The sequence below is a fragment of the Gaetbulibacter sp. PBL-D1 genome, assembly GCF_050509525.1.
Taxonomy (GTDB): domain Bacteria; phylum Bacteroidota; class Bacteroidia; order Flavobacteriales; family Flavobacteriaceae; genus Gaetbulibacter_B; species Gaetbulibacter_B jejuensis.
This window is the reverse complement of sequence record NZ_JBNWKB010000010.1, coordinates 66,235-86,311: the sequence shown is the minus strand read 5'-3', so window position 1 is coordinate 86,311 and position 20,077 is coordinate 66,235. Positions and strand designations below refer to the sequence as shown.

Annotated in this window: 19 protein-coding genes; 7 read left to right on the top strand and 12 right to left on the bottom strand. The window is 33.2% G+C overall.

Going from position 1 to position 20,077, the window contains the following annotated elements; all coding sequences use genetic code 11:
* Nucleotides 1-10: 10 nt before the first annotated feature.
* The 5 genes from ACQ0RB_RS10130 to ACQ0RB_RS10110 all read right to left on the bottom strand — a co-directional run bounded on the left by ACQ0RB_RS10130 (nucleotide 11) and on the right by ACQ0RB_RS10110 (nucleotide 5,369).
* The gene (locus ACQ0RB_RS10130) at nucleotides 11-1,372 is read right to left on the bottom strand and encodes an exonuclease domain-containing protein (protein ID WP_430498331.1); all 1,362 of its coding nucleotides are present in this window, start codon (nucleotides 1,370-1,372) and stop codon (nucleotides 11-13) included.
* Nucleotides 1,373-1,394: 22 nt separating this feature from the next.
* Nucleotides 1,395-2,063, bottom strand: a complete 669-nt coding sequence (locus ACQ0RB_RS10125; RefSeq protein WP_335975466.1) for a YggS family pyridoxal phosphate-dependent enzyme — start codon at nucleotides 2,061-2,063, stop codon at nucleotides 1,395-1,397.
* A 30-nt stretch (nucleotides 2,064-2,093) separates the two neighbouring features.
* Nucleotides 2,094-3,332, bottom strand: a complete 1,239-nt coding sequence (locus ACQ0RB_RS10120) for a DUF1015 domain-containing protein (RefSeq protein ID WP_430498247.1) — start codon at nucleotides 3,330-3,332, stop codon at nucleotides 2,094-2,096.
* Between the two features lie 113 nt (nucleotides 3,333-3,445).
* Nucleotides 3,446-4,333: a 3-hydroxyacyl-CoA dehydrogenase family protein gene (locus ACQ0RB_RS10115; RefSeq protein WP_430498245.1), complete on the bottom strand. Its 888-nt coding sequence runs from the start codon at nucleotides 4,331-4,333 to the stop codon at nucleotides 3,446-3,448.
* A gap of 76 nt (nucleotides 4,334-4,409) precedes the next feature.
* Nucleotides 4,410-5,369, bottom strand: a complete 960-nt coding sequence (locus tag ACQ0RB_RS10110) for a Gfo/Idh/MocA family protein (protein WP_131507111.1) — start codon at nucleotides 5,367-5,369, stop codon at nucleotides 4,410-4,412.
* 142 nt (nucleotides 5,370-5,511) lie between these two features.
* On the opposite strand from ACQ0RB_RS10110, the gene ACQ0RB_RS10105 reads away from it, so the two are divergent.
* Nucleotides 5,512-6,153, top strand: a complete 642-nt coding sequence (locus ACQ0RB_RS10105; protein WP_430498242.1) for a protein-L-isoaspartate(D-aspartate) O-methyltransferase — start codon at nucleotides 5,512-5,514, stop codon at nucleotides 6,151-6,153.
* A gap of 46 nt (nucleotides 6,154-6,199) precedes the next feature.
* Entirely contained in the window at nucleotides 6,200-6,631 is a 432-nt protein-coding gene (locus ACQ0RB_RS10100) for a hypothetical protein (RefSeq protein ID WP_430498240.1), read from the top strand.
* A gap of 156 nt (nucleotides 6,632-6,787) precedes the next feature.
* Here the strand turns inward: ACQ0RB_RS10100 and ACQ0RB_RS10095 are convergent, their stop codons facing one another.
* From ACQ0RB_RS10095 to clpB, 7 genes are all read right to left on the bottom strand, one after another.
* Nucleotides 6,788-7,315 (bottom strand): hypothetical protein, encoded by a 528-nt coding sequence (locus ACQ0RB_RS10095; protein WP_131507107.1) that lies wholly within the window; start codon nucleotides 7,313-7,315, stop codon nucleotides 6,788-6,790.
* A 13-nt stretch (nucleotides 7,316-7,328) separates the two neighbouring features.
* Nucleotides 7,329-9,794, bottom strand: a complete 2,466-nt coding sequence (locus ACQ0RB_RS10090) for a DUF5686 and carboxypeptidase regulatory-like domain-containing protein (protein ID WP_430498238.1) — start codon at nucleotides 9,792-9,794, stop codon at nucleotides 7,329-7,331.
* Between the two features lie 115 nt (nucleotides 9,795-9,909).
* Complete coding sequence (gene smpB, locus ACQ0RB_RS10085; protein ID WP_129760317.1) at nucleotides 9,910-10,368, bottom strand: SsrA-binding protein SmpB; 459 nt, start codon at nucleotides 10,366-10,368, stop codon at nucleotides 9,910-9,912.
* Between the two features lie 48 nt (nucleotides 10,369-10,416).
* A complete protein-coding gene (locus tag ACQ0RB_RS10080; protein WP_430498236.1) occupies nucleotides 10,417-10,926 on the bottom strand; it encodes a SixA phosphatase family protein in 510 nt (169 codons plus the stop codon).
* Nucleotides 10,927-11,016: 90 nt separating this feature from the next.
* On the bottom strand, nucleotides 11,017-11,679 hold the full coding sequence (deoC, locus tag ACQ0RB_RS10075) for a deoxyribose-phosphate aldolase (protein WP_335975479.1): 663 nt from the start codon (nucleotides 11,677-11,679) through the stop codon (nucleotides 11,017-11,019).
* A gap of 244 nt (nucleotides 11,680-11,923) precedes the next feature.
* Nucleotides 11,924-12,790, bottom strand: a complete 867-nt coding sequence (locus ACQ0RB_RS10070; RefSeq protein ID WP_430498234.1) for a TraB/GumN family protein — start codon at nucleotides 12,788-12,790, stop codon at nucleotides 11,924-11,926.
* 137 nt (nucleotides 12,791-12,927) lie between these two features.
* Nucleotides 12,928-15,537 carry an ATP-dependent chaperone ClpB gene (gene clpB, locus ACQ0RB_RS10065; protein ID WP_129760313.1) on the bottom strand — a complete coding sequence of 870 codons (2,610 nt, stop codon included), beginning with the start codon at nucleotides 15,535-15,537 and terminating at the stop codon, nucleotides 12,928-12,930.
* Between the two features lie 276 nt (nucleotides 15,538-15,813).
* Here clpB and ytxJ point away from each other — a divergent pair, with 276 nt between their 5' ends.
* From ytxJ to ACQ0RB_RS10040, 5 genes are all read left to right on the top strand, one after another.
* On the top strand, nucleotides 15,814-16,200 hold the full coding sequence (ytxJ, locus tag ACQ0RB_RS10060; RefSeq protein WP_430498231.1) for a bacillithiol system redox-active protein YtxJ: 387 nt from the start codon (nucleotides 15,814-15,816) through the stop codon (nucleotides 16,198-16,200).
* A gap of 198 nt (nucleotides 16,201-16,398) precedes the next feature.
* Nucleotides 16,399-16,854 carry a hypothetical protein gene (locus ACQ0RB_RS10055; RefSeq protein ID WP_262733442.1) on the top strand — a complete coding sequence of 152 codons (456 nt, stop codon included), beginning with the start codon at nucleotides 16,399-16,401 and terminating at the stop codon, nucleotides 16,852-16,854.
* Nucleotides 16,855-17,096: 242 nt separating this feature from the next.
* Complete coding sequence (locus tag ACQ0RB_RS10050) at nucleotides 17,097-17,660, top strand: hypothetical protein (protein ID WP_430498229.1); 564 nt, start codon at nucleotides 17,097-17,099, stop codon at nucleotides 17,658-17,660.
* Between the two features lie 282 nt (nucleotides 17,661-17,942).
* A complete protein-coding gene (locus ACQ0RB_RS10045) occupies nucleotides 17,943-18,977 on the top strand; it encodes a serine hydrolase domain-containing protein (RefSeq protein ID WP_430498227.1) in 1,035 nt (344 codons plus the stop codon).
* 204 nt (nucleotides 18,978-19,181) lie between these two features.
* On the top strand, nucleotides 19,182-19,934 hold the full coding sequence (locus tag ACQ0RB_RS10040; protein ID WP_430498225.1) for a T9SS type A sorting domain-containing protein: 753 nt from the start codon (nucleotides 19,182-19,184) through the stop codon (nucleotides 19,932-19,934).
* Nucleotides 19,935-20,077 lie beyond the last annotated feature (143 nt).

Genomic DNA, 20,077 nt, shown 5'->3' with positions numbered 1-20,077 from the left:
ATCTACAAAATTATAGTTGAATGATTTTTAGGTTCTTGTTTTTTCGTAAGTAGTTTTGAATAATATGCTGAGAGTCTCTATTGTTTTCCATTGGAGTGATTAAAGACTCTAATACATCCATATTGGTAATTTGATAGTTTAAATTAAAGTGTCCTAAACCGTTGAACAATCCATTTTTTATCAATACTACGCTACGTTCATCAACTTCTCGTCCTTTATCAATAATAAGCATATTCTTGTTTGTGTAACTGTTTTTATCAATTAATTGCTTTACACGATTGTTGTAGTCAGTAATACTTTCTTCTTGTATACAAGCTCCTGAGCATTGTTTTATAGTATAGTTAAAGCAATTACTTTTTGTTGGATATACACCAGAAAGCTTTTGACAAAGCTGGAATTCTTCAATAGCTTTGAAGATAAAATGTTTTGCACTTTGCTTATTACTAAATGTGGTAATTGCATGTTTTCTACCATCGGCTTTGTCTATAGTTAGGTTAATGTAACCATTGTCATCAGTAAAACTATATAGCGCATAATTAAAAATGTGTCTGCGTAAAGCTCTATTAAATAAAGGCTTGTTCTTTTTTATTTCCTGAGATTCCTTTAGTAAGGCAATAAGTTCACTGCCAGTTTCTTCATAAGTTACAGCTGCTGTTTGTAGTTGAATTTTTTTAGACTTAGAACTGGTGTTGGTAAAATGCTGGCTAATTCGGTTTTTTATATTGTTGCTCTTGCCAATGTAAATGATTTCACCATCTTCATTGTGTATGTAATAGACTCCAGTACTGTTAGGAAGTTCGTCAATTATACGCTTTAAACTAGGTTTTAGTTTTGATTTTGCTTCAACTTGTATTGCATCTTGAACAATAAATTTTTCAAGGTCTTTGGTCAATAACATTTTAAACAACTTTACAGTTGCCATAGCATCACCAGCAGCTCTATGTCTGTCGCTTACAGGTATTCCCAATGATCTGGTAAGTTTACCTAAGCTATACGACTCTTGACCAGGAATAAGCTTTTTAGATAACTCTACAGTACACAACGTTTTTCGCTTGTAACCAAAACCCAAACGCTTAAATTCGGTTTTTAAAATACGATAATCAAACTGCGAATTGTGAGCAACAATAATACAATCTTCGGTTATTTCAACAATGCGTTTAGCAACCTCATAAAACTTAGGAGCATTTTTAAGCATGTTGCTATTAATGCCTGTAAGGTTTACTACAAAAGGTTGAATTTCTCGCTCAGGATTTACAAGACTTATAAATTGATCAACTACTTTATGACCATCAAATTTGTAGATTGCAATTTCGGTTATACCTTCTTCATTGTACTTTCCACCAGTAGTTTCTATGTCGAGTATTGCGTAAATGAGTATGCTTGTAAAAAAGTTGTTAATTATAATTTCTAGCTCCAAATATACTACTTCCAACTCTAATCATGGTACTTCCGTTTTTAATGGCAAGTTCATAATCGCCACTCATTCCCATTGAGATGGTTTGTAGATTACAATTTTCGGTTTGAAGCGGTTTTAATGTTTCAAATGTAGTTTTTAGGTACTGAAACTCTTTTTCAATTTGATTGGTATCTTCAGTAAAAGTCGCCATACCCATTACTCCAGTAATACAAACGTTTTGTAGTGTTGAAAGTGCTTCAGAAGTTATTAAAGCTTTAGCGTCGTTTGCAGACATACCAAATTTACTGTCTTCTTCGGCAATTTTAATTTGAAGTAAACAATTAATAGTTCTATTGTGTTTTTGAGCTTGTTTGTTTATTTCTTTAAGTAACTTAAAGCTGTCTACACCATGAATGAGGTTAACAAAATCAGCCATATACTTTACTTTATTTCGCTGAACATGACCAATCATATGCCATTCAATATCTTTTGGTAATTGCTCGTGTTTGTCTACCATTTCCTGAATTTTGTTTTCACCAAAAATGCGTTGACCGCAATTGTAAGCTTCCATAATAGCGCTTACAGGTTTGGTTTTTGAAACAGCTACCAAAGTAACATGTTCAGGAAGTTGAGATTTTAATGTATTTAGTTGTTCTGAAATTGTCATTATTGTTTCAATACTTTTTATAAAATGGTTTTAAAACTCATAAATAGTTACACCACTACGTATTTTGGGTTCTATAAACGTACTTTTTGGTGGCATTTTAAGTCCATCATCAGCAATTTGCTTCATGTCTTCAATATCCACAGGAATCATACCAAAACCAACAGCAAATTCACCATTGTCAATACAGCTCTTTAAATTAACAATATCTTTTTTTCCGTTGATGTAGGTAATTCTAGAATCGTTACGTAAATCGTCAATCCCTAAAATAGGCTGTAGAATGGTTTTATATAAAATTTGAGTATCAAGAGCATCTAACGATGATTTAAAATCATAAAGCGATTTTCTAAGATATAATGAGTAGAACTCACCATCTAGATACATGCTGAAATGATGTTTTTTAGAGGGCTTATAAGGCATAATGCCTCTGTTTTCAATTCGGTAAATAGCATCTAACTGAATTAAAAACTCTTCTTTGGTTAATCCGTTAAGGTCTTTCACAACTCTGTTAAATTCATGAATTTGTAGTTCAGACTCGGGAATCAGGTAACTCATAAAATAATTATAAGTTTCAGAGCCATTATGGTTTGTGCTGTTTTCTTTCAAATCTTTATACAGCAAATAAGACGATGCAGACCTATGATGACCATCAGCAATATACACTGTAGGCATGTTTTTAAACTCCTCTTGAATGATGTTAATAGTGTCTTGGTTGTCAATCATCCAAAGATAATGTGTGTCTCTGTATGTTGTTGTAAATTCAAACTCAGCGCGTTGTTGCTGTATGTTTGAAATTAGGTTTTGAATTGTACTGTTATCAGGATAGGTGAGGAGTACAGGTTCTGCATTAAAACCAACCGTTTTTAAGTAGTCTTTAAACACATGCTCTCTGTGAACAATAGTGTCTTCGTGTTTTCGTATCACGTTATTTTCGTAATCTTCAGCACTTGCCGCAGCTACAATACCATTAAAAACCTGACCTTCTCGATTTACAATTTTGTAAACGTAAAAACAATTGGTTTGGTCTTGTACAAAAATGTTATCTTCCTTAAACTCTAAATAGCGATTTTTCACCAGTTTATAGCGTTCAATTCCAGAAATTTCCCTGTCGTATTTATACCCTGGATTTACAATATGTAAAAATGAAAACGGATTATAATCCAATCGCGCTTCCCTTTCAGCTTGTGTATAGGTTTGGTAAGAGCGAGATGCCACCAAACTCACTTTGTCTCTTGTAGGACGAACAGCTTTAAAAGGGATTATTTTTGCCATAGTACTTCCTGCGAAAGCAGGAATTTCATTTGTTATTAAATTAAGTGTGTTGTTATGAAAAGATTGCGAAACTTAGTTTTGTAAGTTTCGCAATACTATATAATGTTGTTTTGTTATGCAAACTGCTTCGCAACGGTTTCAGCTTTTCTGCTTTCTGAATAATCATAAAACCCTTCACCAGATTTCACGCCTAATTTTCCTGCTTGTACCATATTTACAAGTAATGGACAAGGTGCGTATTTTGGGTTTTTAAATCCATCATACATGACGTTTAAAATAGATAAACACACGTCTAAACCAATAAAATCAGCTAATTGAAGTGGTCCCATAGGATGTGCCATTCCTAATTTCATTACAGTATCTATTTCGGTTACACCAGCAACTCCGTTGTAAAGCGTTTCAATAGATTCGTTTATCATTGGCATTAAAATACGGTTAGCAACAAAACCAGGATAATCGTTAACCTCAACAGGAACTTTCCCTAAGGTTTTTGAGAGTTCCATAATAGTATTGGTAACGTCATCGCTTGTGTTATAACCTCTAATAATCTCAACCAATTTCATAATTGGTACAGGATTCATAAAGTGCATACCAATTACTTGCTCTGGTCTTGAGGTTACGGCAGCTATTTGCGTTATGGAAATTGATGATGTGTTTGTCGCTAAAATAGTGTCTTTAGGACAAGCTTCGTCTAGTTGCTTAAAAATATTAAGTTTTAAATCTACATTTTCGGTAGCAGCTTCAACCACTAAGCTCGTGTCTATAACACCATCAGTAATACTTGTAAATGTTGAAATATTGCCTAGAGTTTCTTCTTTTTGAGCTTCAGTAATTTTTTCTTTAGCTACCATTCGGTCTAAGTTTTTAGAGATGGTATCCATTCCTCTTTTAAGTGAAGCTTCACTAATGTCTATTAAGTTTACTTTAAAACCATTTTGAGCAAAAGTATGTGCAATACCATTTCCCATGGTTCCAGCTCCTATGACAGCGACATTTTTCATAAATAAAATTAATTTTTGTTCCTGCGAAAGCAGAAGTATTTGTTATCTGTTAGTTTAAAATAATTAAGAGTTCCATTTAAAACTGCTCAATAATCATTGTAGCTATACGTAAGGCTTCAGTACCATCGTGTAAGGTTACAACTGGTGTTGTATTGGTAGTGATGGCATGAGCAAACGTTTCTAGTTCGTCTAGTATAGCATTATTATTGGCAACTTCAGGATTGTCAAAATAGATTTGTTTTTTGATGCCTTCAGCATTTTGAAGAATCATATCAAAATCACCTGGAGTTTCAGGTGCATCTTTCATTTTTACGACCTCACATTTTTTCTCTAAAAAGTCCACTGAAATATAAGCGTCTTTTTGGAAAAAGCGTGTTTTACGCATGTTTTTAAGCGATATTCTACTTGCGGTTAGGTTTGCAACACAACCGTTTTCAAACTCTATTCTTGCATTGGCAATATCAGGAGTGTCACTAATTACCGAAACTCCACTTGCCGAAATAGCTTTAACTTTAGATTTTACGACGCTTAAAATAATATCGATATCATGAATCATTAAGTCCAATACCACAGGAACATCAGTTCCTCTAGGATTAAACTCAGCCAAACGATGCGTCTCAATAAACATTGGGTTTTCCAGCTTGTCTTTAATAGCTGTAAACGCTGGATTAAAACGTTCTACATGTCCAACTTGTCCACGAATATCGTGTTGCGCTAACAACTCTCTTATATGTTCAGCTTCTTCTACAGTATTGGTAATAGGCTTTTCAATAAATATATGTTTACCTTTAGCTATTGCTTTTTTTGCACAATCATAATGCGAAAGAGTTGGTGTAACAATATCTACCATATCAACCGCATCAATAAGCGCGTCAATAGAATTAAAATATTTATAACCAAACTCAGCTTCTACCTTTTTTGCGTTGGCTTCATCAGCATCATAAAACCCTACAAGGTCATATTTTTCAGATTGTTTGAGAAGTCTTAAATGAATTTTACCTAAGTGACCAGCACCAAGTACACCTGCTTTTAGCATTGTTTTTTACGTTTTTAACAAAAATAAGATTTTAGTTTTAGAAATTCTAGATTAGAAATTAGAAAAAATGGTTAAACTTCAACTTTTAGACTTTGAACTTTTTTGGGTTTGAATTACCTTAGCAACGAAAACCTGCCATACATTGAAAGATACATTTAAGCATCAAGGATTACGACAACAATTGGTTAATACCATTAAAGAAAAAGGTATTACAAACGACAACGTTTTAAAGGCTATTGGAAAAATACCAAGACATTTATTTATGGATTCTGGTTTTTTAGACCATGCCTATCAGGATAAAGCGTTCCCAATTGCTGCAAATCAAACTATTTCGCAACCTTATACTGTAGCTTTTCAAACCCAATTACTACAAGTAGAAAAAGGACACAAAATACTTGAAATAGGCACAGGAAGTGGTTACCAAACTGCTGTGTTATGTTTGTTAGGAGCTACTGTGTATAGTATTGAACGCCAACTAGAGTTGTTTAAAATTACTAGCAAATTTTTACCAAAACTAGGTTACAGACCTAAAAAATTAATTTTTGGTGATGGTTATAAAGGCTTGAAAGAAGAAGCTCCTTTTGACAGTATTATTGTAACTGCTGGAGCACCAATGGTGCCTAAAGCCTTGTTGGGTCAATTAAAAATTGGTGGTCGTTTGGTGATTCCTGTAGGAGAGGATGTGCAAACTATGACCTTGTTTGTTAGAAAAGGACCAAAAGACTTTGAGCAAAGAGAGTTTGGTGAGTTTAGGTTTGTGCCAATGCTTGAAGATAAAAACTAGTTGTAAGTTAAAAACAACACCTTAAAAAATAAAATTGAGAAAATAAATGGAAAACAAGCTGACCTTCATGATTAAATTTATCGATAAGTTTTATGAGAAAAGTGAAAGAAAAAGAAGGTCTTCTAAAAATCAAGCGTATTATATAGCAAGAACAATCAATAATGTGTGCAAATCATACTTTAGTAAAAAACTAAAATATAGAGAAGAAGAAATATATAAGGCATTTGAAATCAATGGTTATACCCTAATGGAATCTGGTAAAGAAGAGTTCACTTGGGAAAGATTTCACGAAGGGAATATTTTAATATTATGTGATTTATTTATAAATATTAATTCTCAAAAAAATGCTGATTTAAAACTTGTTATGAAAAGAACTTATCCTGAATCATTTAAACCTGAAACAGTTCTAAAAATAGATAATAGGAAAAGAGAATTAAAAGAGTTCTGGAATGAAAACCAAAAATTAATTTTAAACTAAAAAACCTGTGTACAACAATGGCTATAAGTAATTGCTGGTTATCAATTATTTACGAAAGTCCACGAGCACTTTCTAACGCTAATTTGGATGCTTAAACTCACAACGAAATCATACACGAGACCCTTAGTTTTTAGACGATTAGACCATCAAAAAACATTAGTCTTGTAAATACATACTAGGTATAGGGTTTTTAGCAGTTTCTTTTGCCCAATATAAATTAATAATCCACCAACGTTTTCCGTCGTAAAGCAATTGTATACTATTAATACCTCTCATAAACGGTTTACTGTCTAACTTGCTATGATAGGCTTCATAAGTGCTGAAAACATGAGTAATGTTGCCAAAGGTTTCGGTTTTTCTATGAATTTCTTTTTCAATAAAACCATTTTCAACCAACCATTTTGCAGATGACTTTATATAGTCTTGAGGCGACATATAGCGTACTCTGTAAATACTGTCTTTAGGCTTTGTAGACGCTATAAGTTTAGCTTCAGGTTTAAATAAATATTTAAAAAGGTCCCAATTGCGCTCTTCTTCTTTTTCTCCTGAAATAACCTTGTATAAGGTCGTAACAATAGAGTCTAGCGATTTCACATTTTGAGTATAGTCAGGAACTGTAGCGATGTCTTGTGCTTGTGTTGAAAACGCTATCAACACAAACAAAATGGTGCAAAATTTATTCATACTTCAAAAGTAATTAAAAAAACTTGAGACCAAACAAAATGGCATCACTTTGAAATCCGCTTTGGTAGGAACGTAAATAATCCAGTCGTAAAAATCTAAACTTCCCAAAACCAATATTGTCTATACCAATGGTATATTCTTGATAAGGTTTGTTGTCTGGTGTTGCAAGGTTGTGTGCACCAATTATTAAATTGAAATTGAGCTTGTTTAATAACGGAATCTTCCCAAGGATAAACCCATTAAAATCGTGTTCAGCATGCATTTCTAAGTACGAGTCGTTTGTACTTGCAGTATAGTAAGGTAAATTATTAAAAACATTTAAGTACGAACCTTGTCCAATATGGGTTTGGTTACCATTAAAGTGTTGGTAATCCATAAACGCAATATCATCAGCATTAAAGAATTTACCTGCTTTTATGTTGTATTGAAATAGGCCTTTATCAGCAATATTAAAGCTTTGGGTAAGTCTTGCTTTTACTTGGTCAAAATTGTAATCATCTACTGAAGCTGAAAACCCTTTTTCATATCCTAAGTAAAGCGTTGGGAACTTTCTGTTTGGGATATTGTATTTACTATCAGGATAACTTAAATAGTCTTGGTCAAAGTTTATTCTTGCATCAAGCCTCGCTTTTATAATGTTGTGTGTTTCAAAAGGAGCAACGCCATAAGCTGTTGGATCTATTGGGTTATTGCTAGTGTAATCTCTGTCATCTTGCGGAGACCAAGCTTGATCTGTAGTGTTAAACAATGCTTTTCGTTGTTGGTAGCTTAGGCTTGCGTTAAGTCTTAGTCCATTAAAAACTTCGTCAGAAAAGGCTACATTAACATAGCTTAAGTCATACAGTTTCATGTAATTCTTTTCTGCTAATAGCGAATATGCTGAATTGAGCAGATTAGAAATAGGTTCGCTAGAATTGAATTGCTGCACAACAACACCTCCAGAAACCGATAAAAATGGTCTGCTAACATCATTAAACTTATAAGTTGCGCTAAGCGTTCCTCTTAATCTGTCGTCACTAAAACCATAGTTTAGATTTCCGTTTATGCTTAAATATCTTTTATAGTCATCATAGTTTTTTCTGAAATAACCACCAACATTTGCATTCCAACCTTGAACAGTGTTAAAACTTATTTTTGATATTGGCGAAGTGATACCAGCACTCCAGTTTTCATAAGTGTTTGAATAATTGTAACCTGAAAGAATATCGCCTAATTTAAACTTATTATTTATAGCATCTACTGAGTCTTTGTAGGTTTTGGAGTCTCTAACCACTTGAATGCTGTCTTTCTTTTGGTAGTCTAAAACTTCTTCGTCAGTAAGCGGAACAGGTCTTAGTGTTTTCCAATAGGTAGAATCTTTTTTATTGGCTTCGTCTTCAAAAGAGACTATTTCTCTGCCAAAATCTTTTTGGGTTAAATCTGTATTAAAACTGTAATTGCTGTAAACCGCAGTAAAACGACCATCTCCTTTTATACCAAATAAGCCATATTGAAAATCAATAACCTGAGAAATTTTTGCCCAAATAGCATAGTTTTGAGAGTAGGAGTAGTTTTGAGTGATGGTTATTTTGTCAGCAGCAGGAATTTTTGCCTGAATACCTGTAATATCTAATTCAATTCCATAAACGGTCCATTGGTCTTCAACAATATAGATAAACCCTGAAAACACAGGGTCGTTGTCTCGTTTTGGTGTCGCTTTAATTTTATTAATGAGATTGCCTTTGTCATCATAAAACACACCTTCCAACTTGTAATTGTAGTACCCAAAAGCGTTGTTGGCAATAGGAGAAACAATTTGATTACCAAGCTCAATAGTGTTATCATAAATTTCAAAATCTACATCAATAGCATTGTTAAAGCTAAAACCATTGTCGTCTCCACTAACTTTTGAAGCTATTATTTTTTCTTTTAACCTGTTAGGTCTTAAAAATTCTAGTTTTGAAACCGTTTCTGAAAGGTAAATAACACCACTTCTTGTAGAATCGAGTCCACCACCAAGATCACCAATTTCCTGTCCTAGTATTTTCTCAGGAGCGTTTTTAATTCTAATTAAACCTCGTGAGTAAAAATCAGCTTTATAGCTTTGGATTTTTTCAAGATTTTCTTTTCGCTTAGCGATTGCTTGCCTAATAATTTTATTGGCAGGATTTTCTTCGGAATTAATAACTACTTCGTTAAGTGTTATTTCCTCATCAATTAGTACTGCGTCTAAAGTGTATGGAAAACTGTTGATGTCAACCTTCTTTTTTAAAGTTTTATAGCCTAAAAACTGAAAAACAACAGTATGAGTTCCTGTTTTGGTCAGGTTTAGCTCGTAGTAACCTTCAGTATTACTGGTGGTTCCTGTGTAAGTGTTTTCAATGTAAATGTTTACAAAAGGTAGCGCTTTGTTGTTTTTATCGGTAACTGTACCTTGTATTTGAGCGAATGAGGTGTAAGCGGTAAAAAAGCAAAGGGCAAGAAGTAATTTTTGTTTCATTAGGTTGTTGATTGATGGTTTCTATAATAATAGACGCACTTTTTTATAAAAAGGTTGCCTTAAGAACATCAAACATAGCTATAATTTTTAGCTGTAATTGTTAAACTATCCTAAATTACTTATAAATTTTCTTAATTCTATCAAGATTTCGCTTATTGTCCCTGTCTTTAATCGTATCGCGTTTGTCGTATAGTTTTTTACCTTTTCCTAAAGCAATTTCTACTTTAGCTAAGCCTTTTTCGGTAATAAATACTCGCAAAGGAACAATAGTGTTTCCTTTTACATTTACTTCGCGTTCTAGTTTTTTAAGCTCTCTTTTGTTGAGTAATAATTTGCGTTCAGCCTTTGGTTTATGGTTGTAGTAGTTGCCATACACATACTCTTGTATGGTCATGTTAATAACAAAAAGCTCGCCTTTGTCATTAAATTCGCAAAAGCTTTCTGCAATTGACGCTTTACTATCTCTAATAGATTTTATTTCGGTACCAGTTAATACAATACCAGCAGTGTAAGTATCAAGAATTTCATACTCAAACTTCGCTCTTTTGTTTTTTATGTTTACTGGTTTTTGCATAGGAGCACAAAGCTACGCTTTTTTTGCATTTACCAAAAGAAACTAAGCTTACTCTATGGTTAATAATTGATGTGAAGCAACACCATTTGTAACCGTTACAATGAATAATGATGTGTAATTGCTTTCATCTAGTTGCTTGTAAACCTCTTCACCAATAATTGTGTTTGCAAACATAGGTGTTGTATTGCTGTGTCCTACAACCAATACGGTTTTGCCTTTGGTGTTTTCGATAAAAGCTTTTTTATCCATTTTAAAAGGATCGTAGGTTGTGATCTCCAAATTGTGTTTTGAAGCAGAGGGTTGTGCGGTTTCTATTGTTCTGAGGTAGTTGGTAGAGTATACTGCATCTAATTTAATATTGGAAAGTACAGTACTCCATTTTACAGCTCTTGATTGTCCTTCTTTGGTTAAATGCGGATTTCTATTACTAGAGCCGCTAGTGTCTTTTTCTGCATGTCTTATAAAATAGTAGGTTGTAATTTCAGAAGGGGAAGAATCTTGAGCATTTACCATTGGTATTAAACCAAAAGTGAATACTAGAAGTAAAACATATTTCATACTAAATAAAAACAAATGATGATTACCAAAAATAGAGGGTAATCATCATTTGCTATAATAAATATATGTTAAAGTTTTGATTTGTAGCTGCTAGTAGTTGGCAGTTGCTAAGGAGCCATTAATAATATCAACTCCAGAGGATGTGCCAATTCTATCAGCACCTACATCAATATATTTTTTTGCAGTTTCGTAATCTCTAATGCCACCAGAGGCTTTAATTTTAGCATTATCGCGTACAGTCTTTTTTATGATTTTTACAGCAGTAAGTGTAGCTCCACTTTTTGTAAAACCAGAAGAAGTTTTAATAAAATCTACTTTAGCATCTAAGCAAATTTCACTGGCTTTAATAATCTCATTTTTTGAAAGTTCGCTAATTTCTATAATTACTTTTAAAGGTGTTCTTCCAATAGCAAGTTTAACATCGCTTATGTCTTTAAATACCGCAACATAGTTTTTGCTTTTTAGGTAACCAATATTAATTACCATATCAATTTCATCAGCTCCTTTTTCAATAGCGTCTTTAGCTTCAAATACTTTAGCTTCGGTACTCATTGCTCCAAGAGGAAACCCAATAACAGAGCAAATCTTTACACTGCTTCGTTCTAGTAATTGTTTTGCTAATGCTACATAGCTGCTATTAATACATACAGAATAAAACTGATGCTCCTTGGCTTCATTGCATAAGTCGATAATATCCCTTTCTGTGGTATCGGATTTTAATAAAGTGTGGTCAATATATTTATTGATCTTCATGGATGTAGGTTAATAGTATTATTCACAGTTCTTCATAATCATGAGGGAACCTGTGAGTAAAGGTTAATAATACAGTTTATGTAAATTGAGGACTAATAGCAATTCAAATTTAGTAAAATAATCTTATATATTTTAATGCAAAAACCTAAAGTTTTATTGTATTGACGTTAAAGTTTCCTAATGTTTTCAATAAAAAAACCTCTATGAAAGAGGTTTTATATTGATAATGAGAATGTTGTTTTTTTTACATTATAGGTTTTACTGTGTAGCCTTTTTTCTGTAATAATTTTATCACTCCATTTTCTCCAGGTAAATGTCCTGCACCAACACCAAAAAAAGTAGGTTGCTGTTTAGCGAAGTCTTCTATTTTAGCAATCCAGTTTTTGTTTCTGTTGTCTAAAATGACATCTTTGTGCTTAGTATTGGTGAGATTAACATCTTCTTCCATAAGTTTAGCAAGTCCTTCAATATCTTTTTCAACATAAAGCTCCATCATTTTTTGAAAAGCAGCTTTATCAAAACTCATATTGTCTTTAGCTGAACGTAATAAGTCCTGTGCTTGGTCTTTATAAGGAATTTGATCAAAAACTGCCATTTGTTCTTCTACAGTTTCTAGACCCAAAACTTCTTCTTCTTGTTCGTGAGCTATTTTCATAAGTTCGTTTTCAAACGATTGTACAGCTGCACAGTCTAAAAGTTTTGGATACATCATAGCTGTAATAAAAAACGGTTTGATGTTACCAATCATTTCAGCAGGCATTCCTGTTTGTGTTTTTAAAAAGTCACTAAGAATTGTGTAGTCTTCAGCACTCACTAAATCCTTGAGGGTTTTACCATCTTTCATATATATATCGTTTGCCATTTTCATTGCCATAGAAGGGTCGTCCATATCTACTTCTAAAACTAGGAGTGATGTGTCGTCTAAGGCTTTTTTGATATTAGCATCTAAAGAAGCATCACAGGTCATGTGAATGGTTCCATACAGATAAGAAGGTTGTTCTAATCCGTTTCCAGAAATTTCCCAAAGTAAAGATTTTTCAAGGTTTTGAGCAGTACTAGTTGTTGAAAATAAACTCACCGCAAACAGTAAAAGAAAAGTAAAGTGTCTCATAATTGTGTTTTTTTAATTAGTGTATAGATACTTAAAAATGTTACAAAAAAAAGCAACACTCCTCTAATTAAAGACTTGTGCTGCTTTCACTAACCAACCAATATAAAGACGTTTTAAAACTACATTTGTTACAGTGTTTAGTATTCTTCTGAAACTAAATCGCCTTGATTTCTAAATACTAATTTATCATCAAAAGCATCTAGTAAAATAATACTGTCTGTAGATACTTTTCCAGATAGTATTTCTTTACTTAACTCGTTTAAGACTTCTTTTTGTATCACGCGTTTTACAGGTCGTGCACCATATTCTGGATTATAACCTTTTTCAGCTAAATACTCAACAGCTTCAGGTGTTGCGTCAAAAGTGATGCCTTGTTTTGCAATCATTTTAGTAATGCCTTTTAGTTGTAAACCAACAATCGCTGTAATGTTTTCCTTACTTAAAGGCGTAAACATAATAGTGTCATCAATACGGTTTAAAAACTCTGGTCTTACTGATTGTTTTAATAAGGCTAACACATCTACTTTTGCAGCTTCCATAGCAGCATCAATATCTTTTGTAGCTTCAAAACGCTCTTGTATCACATGACTTCCCATATTTGAAGTCATAATGATTATCGTGTTTTTAAAATCTGCCAAACGTCCTTTGTTGTCTGTTAGATGTCCTTCGTCAAGTACTTGTAACAAGATGTTGAAGGTATCTGGATGCGCTTTTTCAATTTCATCCAATAATACTACAGAATACGGTTTGCGTCTTACGGCTTCGGTTAATTGTCCGCCTTCGTCATAACCTACATATCCTGGAGGTGCACCAACCAATCTGCTTACTGCGTGACGCTCTTGGTATTCACTCATATCAATTCTGGTCATAGCGTTTTCATCATCAAACAGATATTCAGCTAATGCTTTTGCTAATTCGGTTTTACCAACACCTGTGGTTCCTAAAAACAAGAAGGTTCCGATAGGTTTTTGCGGATTTTGTAAACCTGCACGACTACGTCTTACAGCATCACTTACAGCAGCAATAGCTTCTTCTTGTCCAACCACGCGCTTGTGTAATTCGTCTTCAAGCTTTAGTAGTTTTTCACGCTCGCTTTGTAGCATTTTGGTAACAGGAATTCCTGTCCATTTTGCAACCACTTCGGCAATATCATCATAAGTGACTTCTTCTTTAATCAACGAGTTTCCAGATTGATTTTCTTGAAGTTCCTTTTGAAGTTTATCTAACGATTCTTGTGCTTCCTTAATTTTTCCGTAGCGAATTTCAGCTACTTTACCATAATCGCCTTCGCGTTCGGCACGTTCAGCTTCTAGCTTGTAGTTTTCAATAGCCTGTTTGGTGTTTTGAATATTGTCAACCACTTCTTTTTCGCTTTTCCACTTGGCGTAAATTTCGTTACGTTCTTCTTTTAGGTTTGCTAAATCTGAACGTAAAGACTTTAATTTTGCTTCGTCTTTCTCACGCTTTATGGCTTCAATCTCAATTTCCAACTGCATGATTTTTCTGTCTAATACATCCAGTTCTTCAGGTTTTGAATTGATTTCCATACGTAGTTTAGATGCAGCTTCATCCATTAGGTCAATCGCCTTGTCTGGAAGAAAACGGTTGGTGATATAACGCTCTGATAATTCTACAGCACCAATAATCGCTTCGTCTTTAATACGCACTTTATGATGTGTTTCGTACTTTTCTTTAATACCACGAAGTATTGAAATGGCACTTTCGGTATCAGGTTCATCAACCATAACTTTTTGAAAACGTCTTTCAAGGGCTTTATCTTTTTCAAAATATTTTTGGTATTCATCTAAAGTTGTTGCACCAATAGCACGTAACTCACCACGCGCTAACGCTGGTTTTAAAATATTGGCAGCATCCATAGCGCCTTCGCCTTTTCCAGCACCAACAAGTGTGTGAATTTCGTCAATAAAAAGTACAATGTCACCTTCGCTTGTGGTTACTTCTTTTACAACCGCTTTTAAACGCTCTTCAAACTCACCTTTGTATTTAGCACCAGCAATTAGTGCTCCCATATCCAAGGCAAATATTTGCTTATCAACTAGGTTTTCTGGGATGTCACCATCTACAATTCTATGTGCTAAACCTTCAGCAATAGCAGTTTTACCAGTTCCTGGTTCACCAACAAGAATTGGGTTGTTTTTGGTACGACGTGATAAAATTTGAAGAATTCTACGTATTTCTTCATCACGACCAATAACAGGATCCAATTTTCCATCTTTAGCTAATTGGTTTAGGTTTTTAGCGTATTTGTTTAACGAGTTGTAAGTGTCTTCTTGACTTTGAGAGGTTACTCGATCACCTTGACGTAGCTCATCAATGGCTTTTACAAGGTCTTTTTCAGTAACGCCTTGGTCCTTTAGCATTTGTGCAATCTTACTGTTTGACTTAAAGACAGCAAGAATAAGATGCTCAACAGACACATAGTCGTCATTCATTTTTTTAGCAATAATTGCCGCTTCGTTAAGGCTTTTTCCAGCTTCGCGAGAAAGCATAATGTCACCACCAGATACTTTAGGTAAACTTTCCAATTGCTTATCTAAAACCTGTTGTAGGGTCTGAACGTTGACATTTAGCTTTTTTAAGATAAATGGTAATACGTTTTCATCAACAAGCGTAATGGCTTTAAAAATATGCTCATTTTCTATTTGTTGATGTTGTAAGCTTTGGGCAAGCTGTTGTGCTTGCTGTATCGCTTCTTGTGATTTTATTGTATAATTATTAAAGTTCATATTGTTTATTTAATTTTGTCTCCTCGAGCGCAGTCGAGAGGTTGTTGATTTTATGTGTTTAAAAAAGAGGTCTCGACTGCGCTCGACCAGACAATGTTATTTCGTTTTTAAAATTTATTTTCAATAATCTTACCAATACGTTTTGAGCGACAAAATGTCGTTTTATGCTAGTTGTAGCGTGACTTTTAGTCAGTTTGTAAGATTTTAATTTTTGAACGACTTAGTAGTATAAGGTATGAATTCCGCATCGAGACGGAATGAAAAAAAACAAATGCTATGGGATTTTTAAAAAACATATTTGGCTCTTCAGAACCTAAAGATGAAAAGGTATTGCCTTGGATATTTTTAGACGATATACAACAATTAGATTTTATAGAAGAAAAGTCTAAAACCAAACCACAACTTATTTTTAAGCACTCTACACGATGTGGTATTAGCCGAATGGTTATGCGACAGTTTGAAGGACAATATCCTTTTAGTAGTGATAATGTGGATTTGTACTATTTAGATTTATTGACCTATCGAGACATCTCCAATGCCATAGCGCAACGTTTTGGTGTATTTCATGAATCTCCACAATTGCTAGTGGTAAAAAATGGAGTAGTGGTTACTGCTGCTTCGCATGGTAGCATTAATGATTTGGATTTGAATACTCTTACTTAAAAACTACGTAACGTTACGTATAGATTTTTAATTTTTAAATGCTAAATTCGTTTAACTCTCGATATGGGTTATAAAAAGCAATTTATATATTTTAAAGAGTTAGCAAATATTAGAACCAAGTCTATGAAAGGTATATATATAACAATCATACTTTCTATTTTTTTTAGTTGTTCTTCATCTAAAACGGCAATTAGGGAAGTGAAATGTCCAGAAATTTACAAGAATAAGTATACGGAAATTTTGAATGAAAAATATGTTGCTGTAAATGGTATAGACACTACAGAAATTAATGAAATTAGATATGAGTGTGTATATTCTGCTTTTTACACTCATAAAGTGATGTATGATAAATTTGGGAAATGGGATAAGGAAATTTTTCCGAGTAACAGAAATCACCCAATACTAATGTGGAATAATATAGACCTTTTGTCAAACGGAAAAAAATATACAGTTTTTACAAACGGACTAGAGGAATGGAAACATATTTACGCATCTGTTATGATATTAGATGAAAAAGAAAGAGACGTTTTGACGGAACAAACTGAAGAAAAAATCGCAATAACTAATCTCTTTGGAGAGTTGATAAAACACCACAATCCAGAAAAGAAAGATTTTTATGAAGTTTATTGGAAAATGGTTGACCAAAAGCGTTAGAATCTAATTAAGCAATACCAAAAGAATAAATAACGTTTATTAAAAAAAGCTATAAGTAATTGCTTGTTCTCGCCTAAAAAAAATTATCGTCCTGAATTAAAATGAGCTTAGGGAAAGTCAAAAACATCTTTTTTAAATACTTCAAAGTTTGGTGGATTCCAATTTTGTTGTATTTGATTCCTTTGATGGCATTTCAACTTGGAGAAGTTTTGAAAAGCGACTCAATAATTAATTTTTCTCTGATGTTATTTTTTCTAAATATTATAGGAAATATAGTATCAGCAATTGTTCAAATAGTTATTAAAAAGTGGTACTTCTTAATCCCACAAATACTGATTTCAGGATTTTTATTTGTTTTTGTATCAATCATTTTTACTTTTTCTCCACCAGACTACTACGGAGTAAACAAAGAAATTCCAAAAGACATTGAGATTTATGAACCCTTAGAAAAAGAACCAACTGAAAATGACTTTGGGAAATTTGATTTGGTTTTGGCTTCATCTTTTCAACCAGGAATTTATATTTACTTTACAAATTATAAACCGACTGAAAAAGGAAACTTTTACATAAAAGCATTTGAAGTGACTTCTAATGACCACCTTTCAGCAGATAGAATGAAAATTAAGTCTAAAGCCAATGTAGAAAATCTCGAATCTAAATTATATTCTGGTGAAATCATGATTTATGAAGGTTCTTGGGGAGATAAATATGGAGCGAGAATTGAATTATGGTTCGAACCTCTAAATGGTAGTAAGGATTACAAAATAACAGAGCGAAATTATATAGTAGAAGGATGGATGAGATAAAAATTAGTTACAAAAATGTGTAACTGTATGTGGTTATATGAGACTGTTAACCAAAACACATCCAACAAGGGTGTTTTTTATTGATGCTATGTTGCGATGTGTTGATTTTGTGGTTTATAAAAGTTAAATTCGTTTCGGTTTGTTGATAAGTAAGCAACAAAATATATTGGGTTTATGACATTTCATCAAAACCATTTAACAATTCAGCGATTATAAATTTTAATTCTTACCAAAGTAATAGACTTTTGCAAGTGTAAATAACTAACACTAACACATACTACTATGAGCAAAAAGAAAACCATAATACTTAGGGTCATTTTACTTGTTGGTACAGTAACCTCATTGTTTTTTGTGCCATGGCTTTTGGTAAAAGCTTGGGTACTTCCATTACCTAATACGGTTCAAGAACAGCTAGACGAGGCCATAGGTCATGGCTTTGATGGAATGGTTGTGTATGTAGACCAAGCCAACAAGCCACCTCAGTATTTTGCTTCTGGTTGGCACAATAGAGATACTAAAATACCAGCTAAACCCAATGCACTTTTTAAAATTGCCAGTATTAGCAAGTTATATGATGCTGTTGCTGTTACTAAGTTGGTGAGTGATGGTAGGCTTTCATTAGACAAAACCATTGCAGATTACCTACCAGAACTTGTAGGACGAATTGAAAATGCCGATAAAATAACTTTACGATTAATGATTCAGCATCGAAGTGGGATTCCTAATTTTACTGATGCGCCAAACTTTTGGGGAAATCCAGCAACTAGCTATGAAGAAAGTTTAGCATTGATATTGGATAAACCAGCCAATTTTAAGCCAGGTGAGGACTATGAGTATTGCAACACCAATTATTTGCTGATTAATAAGATTATGGACGATGCTTTAGGGTATCCAAACTATCAATTTATAAAAGAGGAAATTTTAATACCATTAAAACTTAACAATACGTTTGGTTCGTTAAGCGAAGTCAATATTGATGATGTAATGAGTGGTTATCATGTTGGGTATCCTCATGATTTAAAAGAGGACGAACGTGGTATGGTAGCCACTGCAGAAGATGTAGGTACATTTTTAAGAGCATTGAATGATGGTTCTCTATTTAAAGAGGGAGAACAGGACATTTATAGTTCTATATATGAATACGAACACTCTGGTTGGGTTCCAGGATATCAAAGTTTTGCCAAATACTATAAAGATATTGATGCTGTGGTAGTACAGTTTTACAGTACAACCGATCCAAAACTCTACAACTGGAACCTATCGGAAATAGTGAACAGCAGAATTAAAAAAATAATAAGTAAAGACAAAACAGAATAGAGTTAGATAAGCATTAAAACAATTAGTGAAAACACCCAAAGTGGGAGTTTTTTTATAAAAATTACGTAACGGTATTACGTGTATAAAATTTAAAAATATTAATTTCGCTCAGCGATTTGTATGGATAATGAAAACTACCCATATTTTTATTTTAGCAAACATTTTAAACCCCAAATATTAACTATTAAAAACAATTAATTACAAATGAAAAAAAATTACCTACTTATTAAAACAACCTTAATTCTAGCTTTCACGTTTTTATCACAAAATTTAACAGCACAGTGTGTTATAAGTAATAACCCTCAATTTGCATTCCCTTGGGAAAGTACTGCAAATTGGTCTATAGGTCAAGGCTTTACTGCAGAGTGTAGTGGAGCTTTAGAATACGTTCAACTCCTTGCAGGTACAACAGGTACAATATCAGCTGGTACGCTTAAAGTATATAATGGTAATTCGGTTAGTGGAACACCTATATATACGCAAGCGTATCCTCAAATAACCATTAGTCAAGTAAACGACCCTATTAGAATAAATGTTACAGGCAATGTAAATATAACTCAAGGCAACCAGTATACTTTTGAATTTACCATAGATACAGGTATGAGTATTGTTGCTGATTTTACTAATGAATATTCTGGAGGTAATACTTTTCGTGATGGAGCTAGTTTATCTTCAACAGATGCCAAATTTTCAGTTTCAATTTCAGATGACACATTAGGTCTTGATACGTTTAAAGTTTCCAATAACATAAAAGTATTACCAAACCCTACGTCCGAATACATTAAAGTTTCAGGCTTAAAAAATGAAGCAACATATAGTATTTATAATGTATTAGGTTCAGAAATTACTCATGGTAAAATTTCTAACAATGAAAAAATCAATGTTCAAAATCTTACTGATGGAACATATTTTTTAAAATTTAATACTGGAAACGCAGTAAAGTTTATAAAAGAATAATACTGCTAGTACTGTATATAAACTATGGCTTGGTTTGTCCTTATATGCGAAATCCTACAGATTTTTACGCAGCGTACATAGTCAAAGCCGTTAAGCGAAATATAAAAACTCCCAAATTGGGAGTTTTTTTATGAAAACTACGT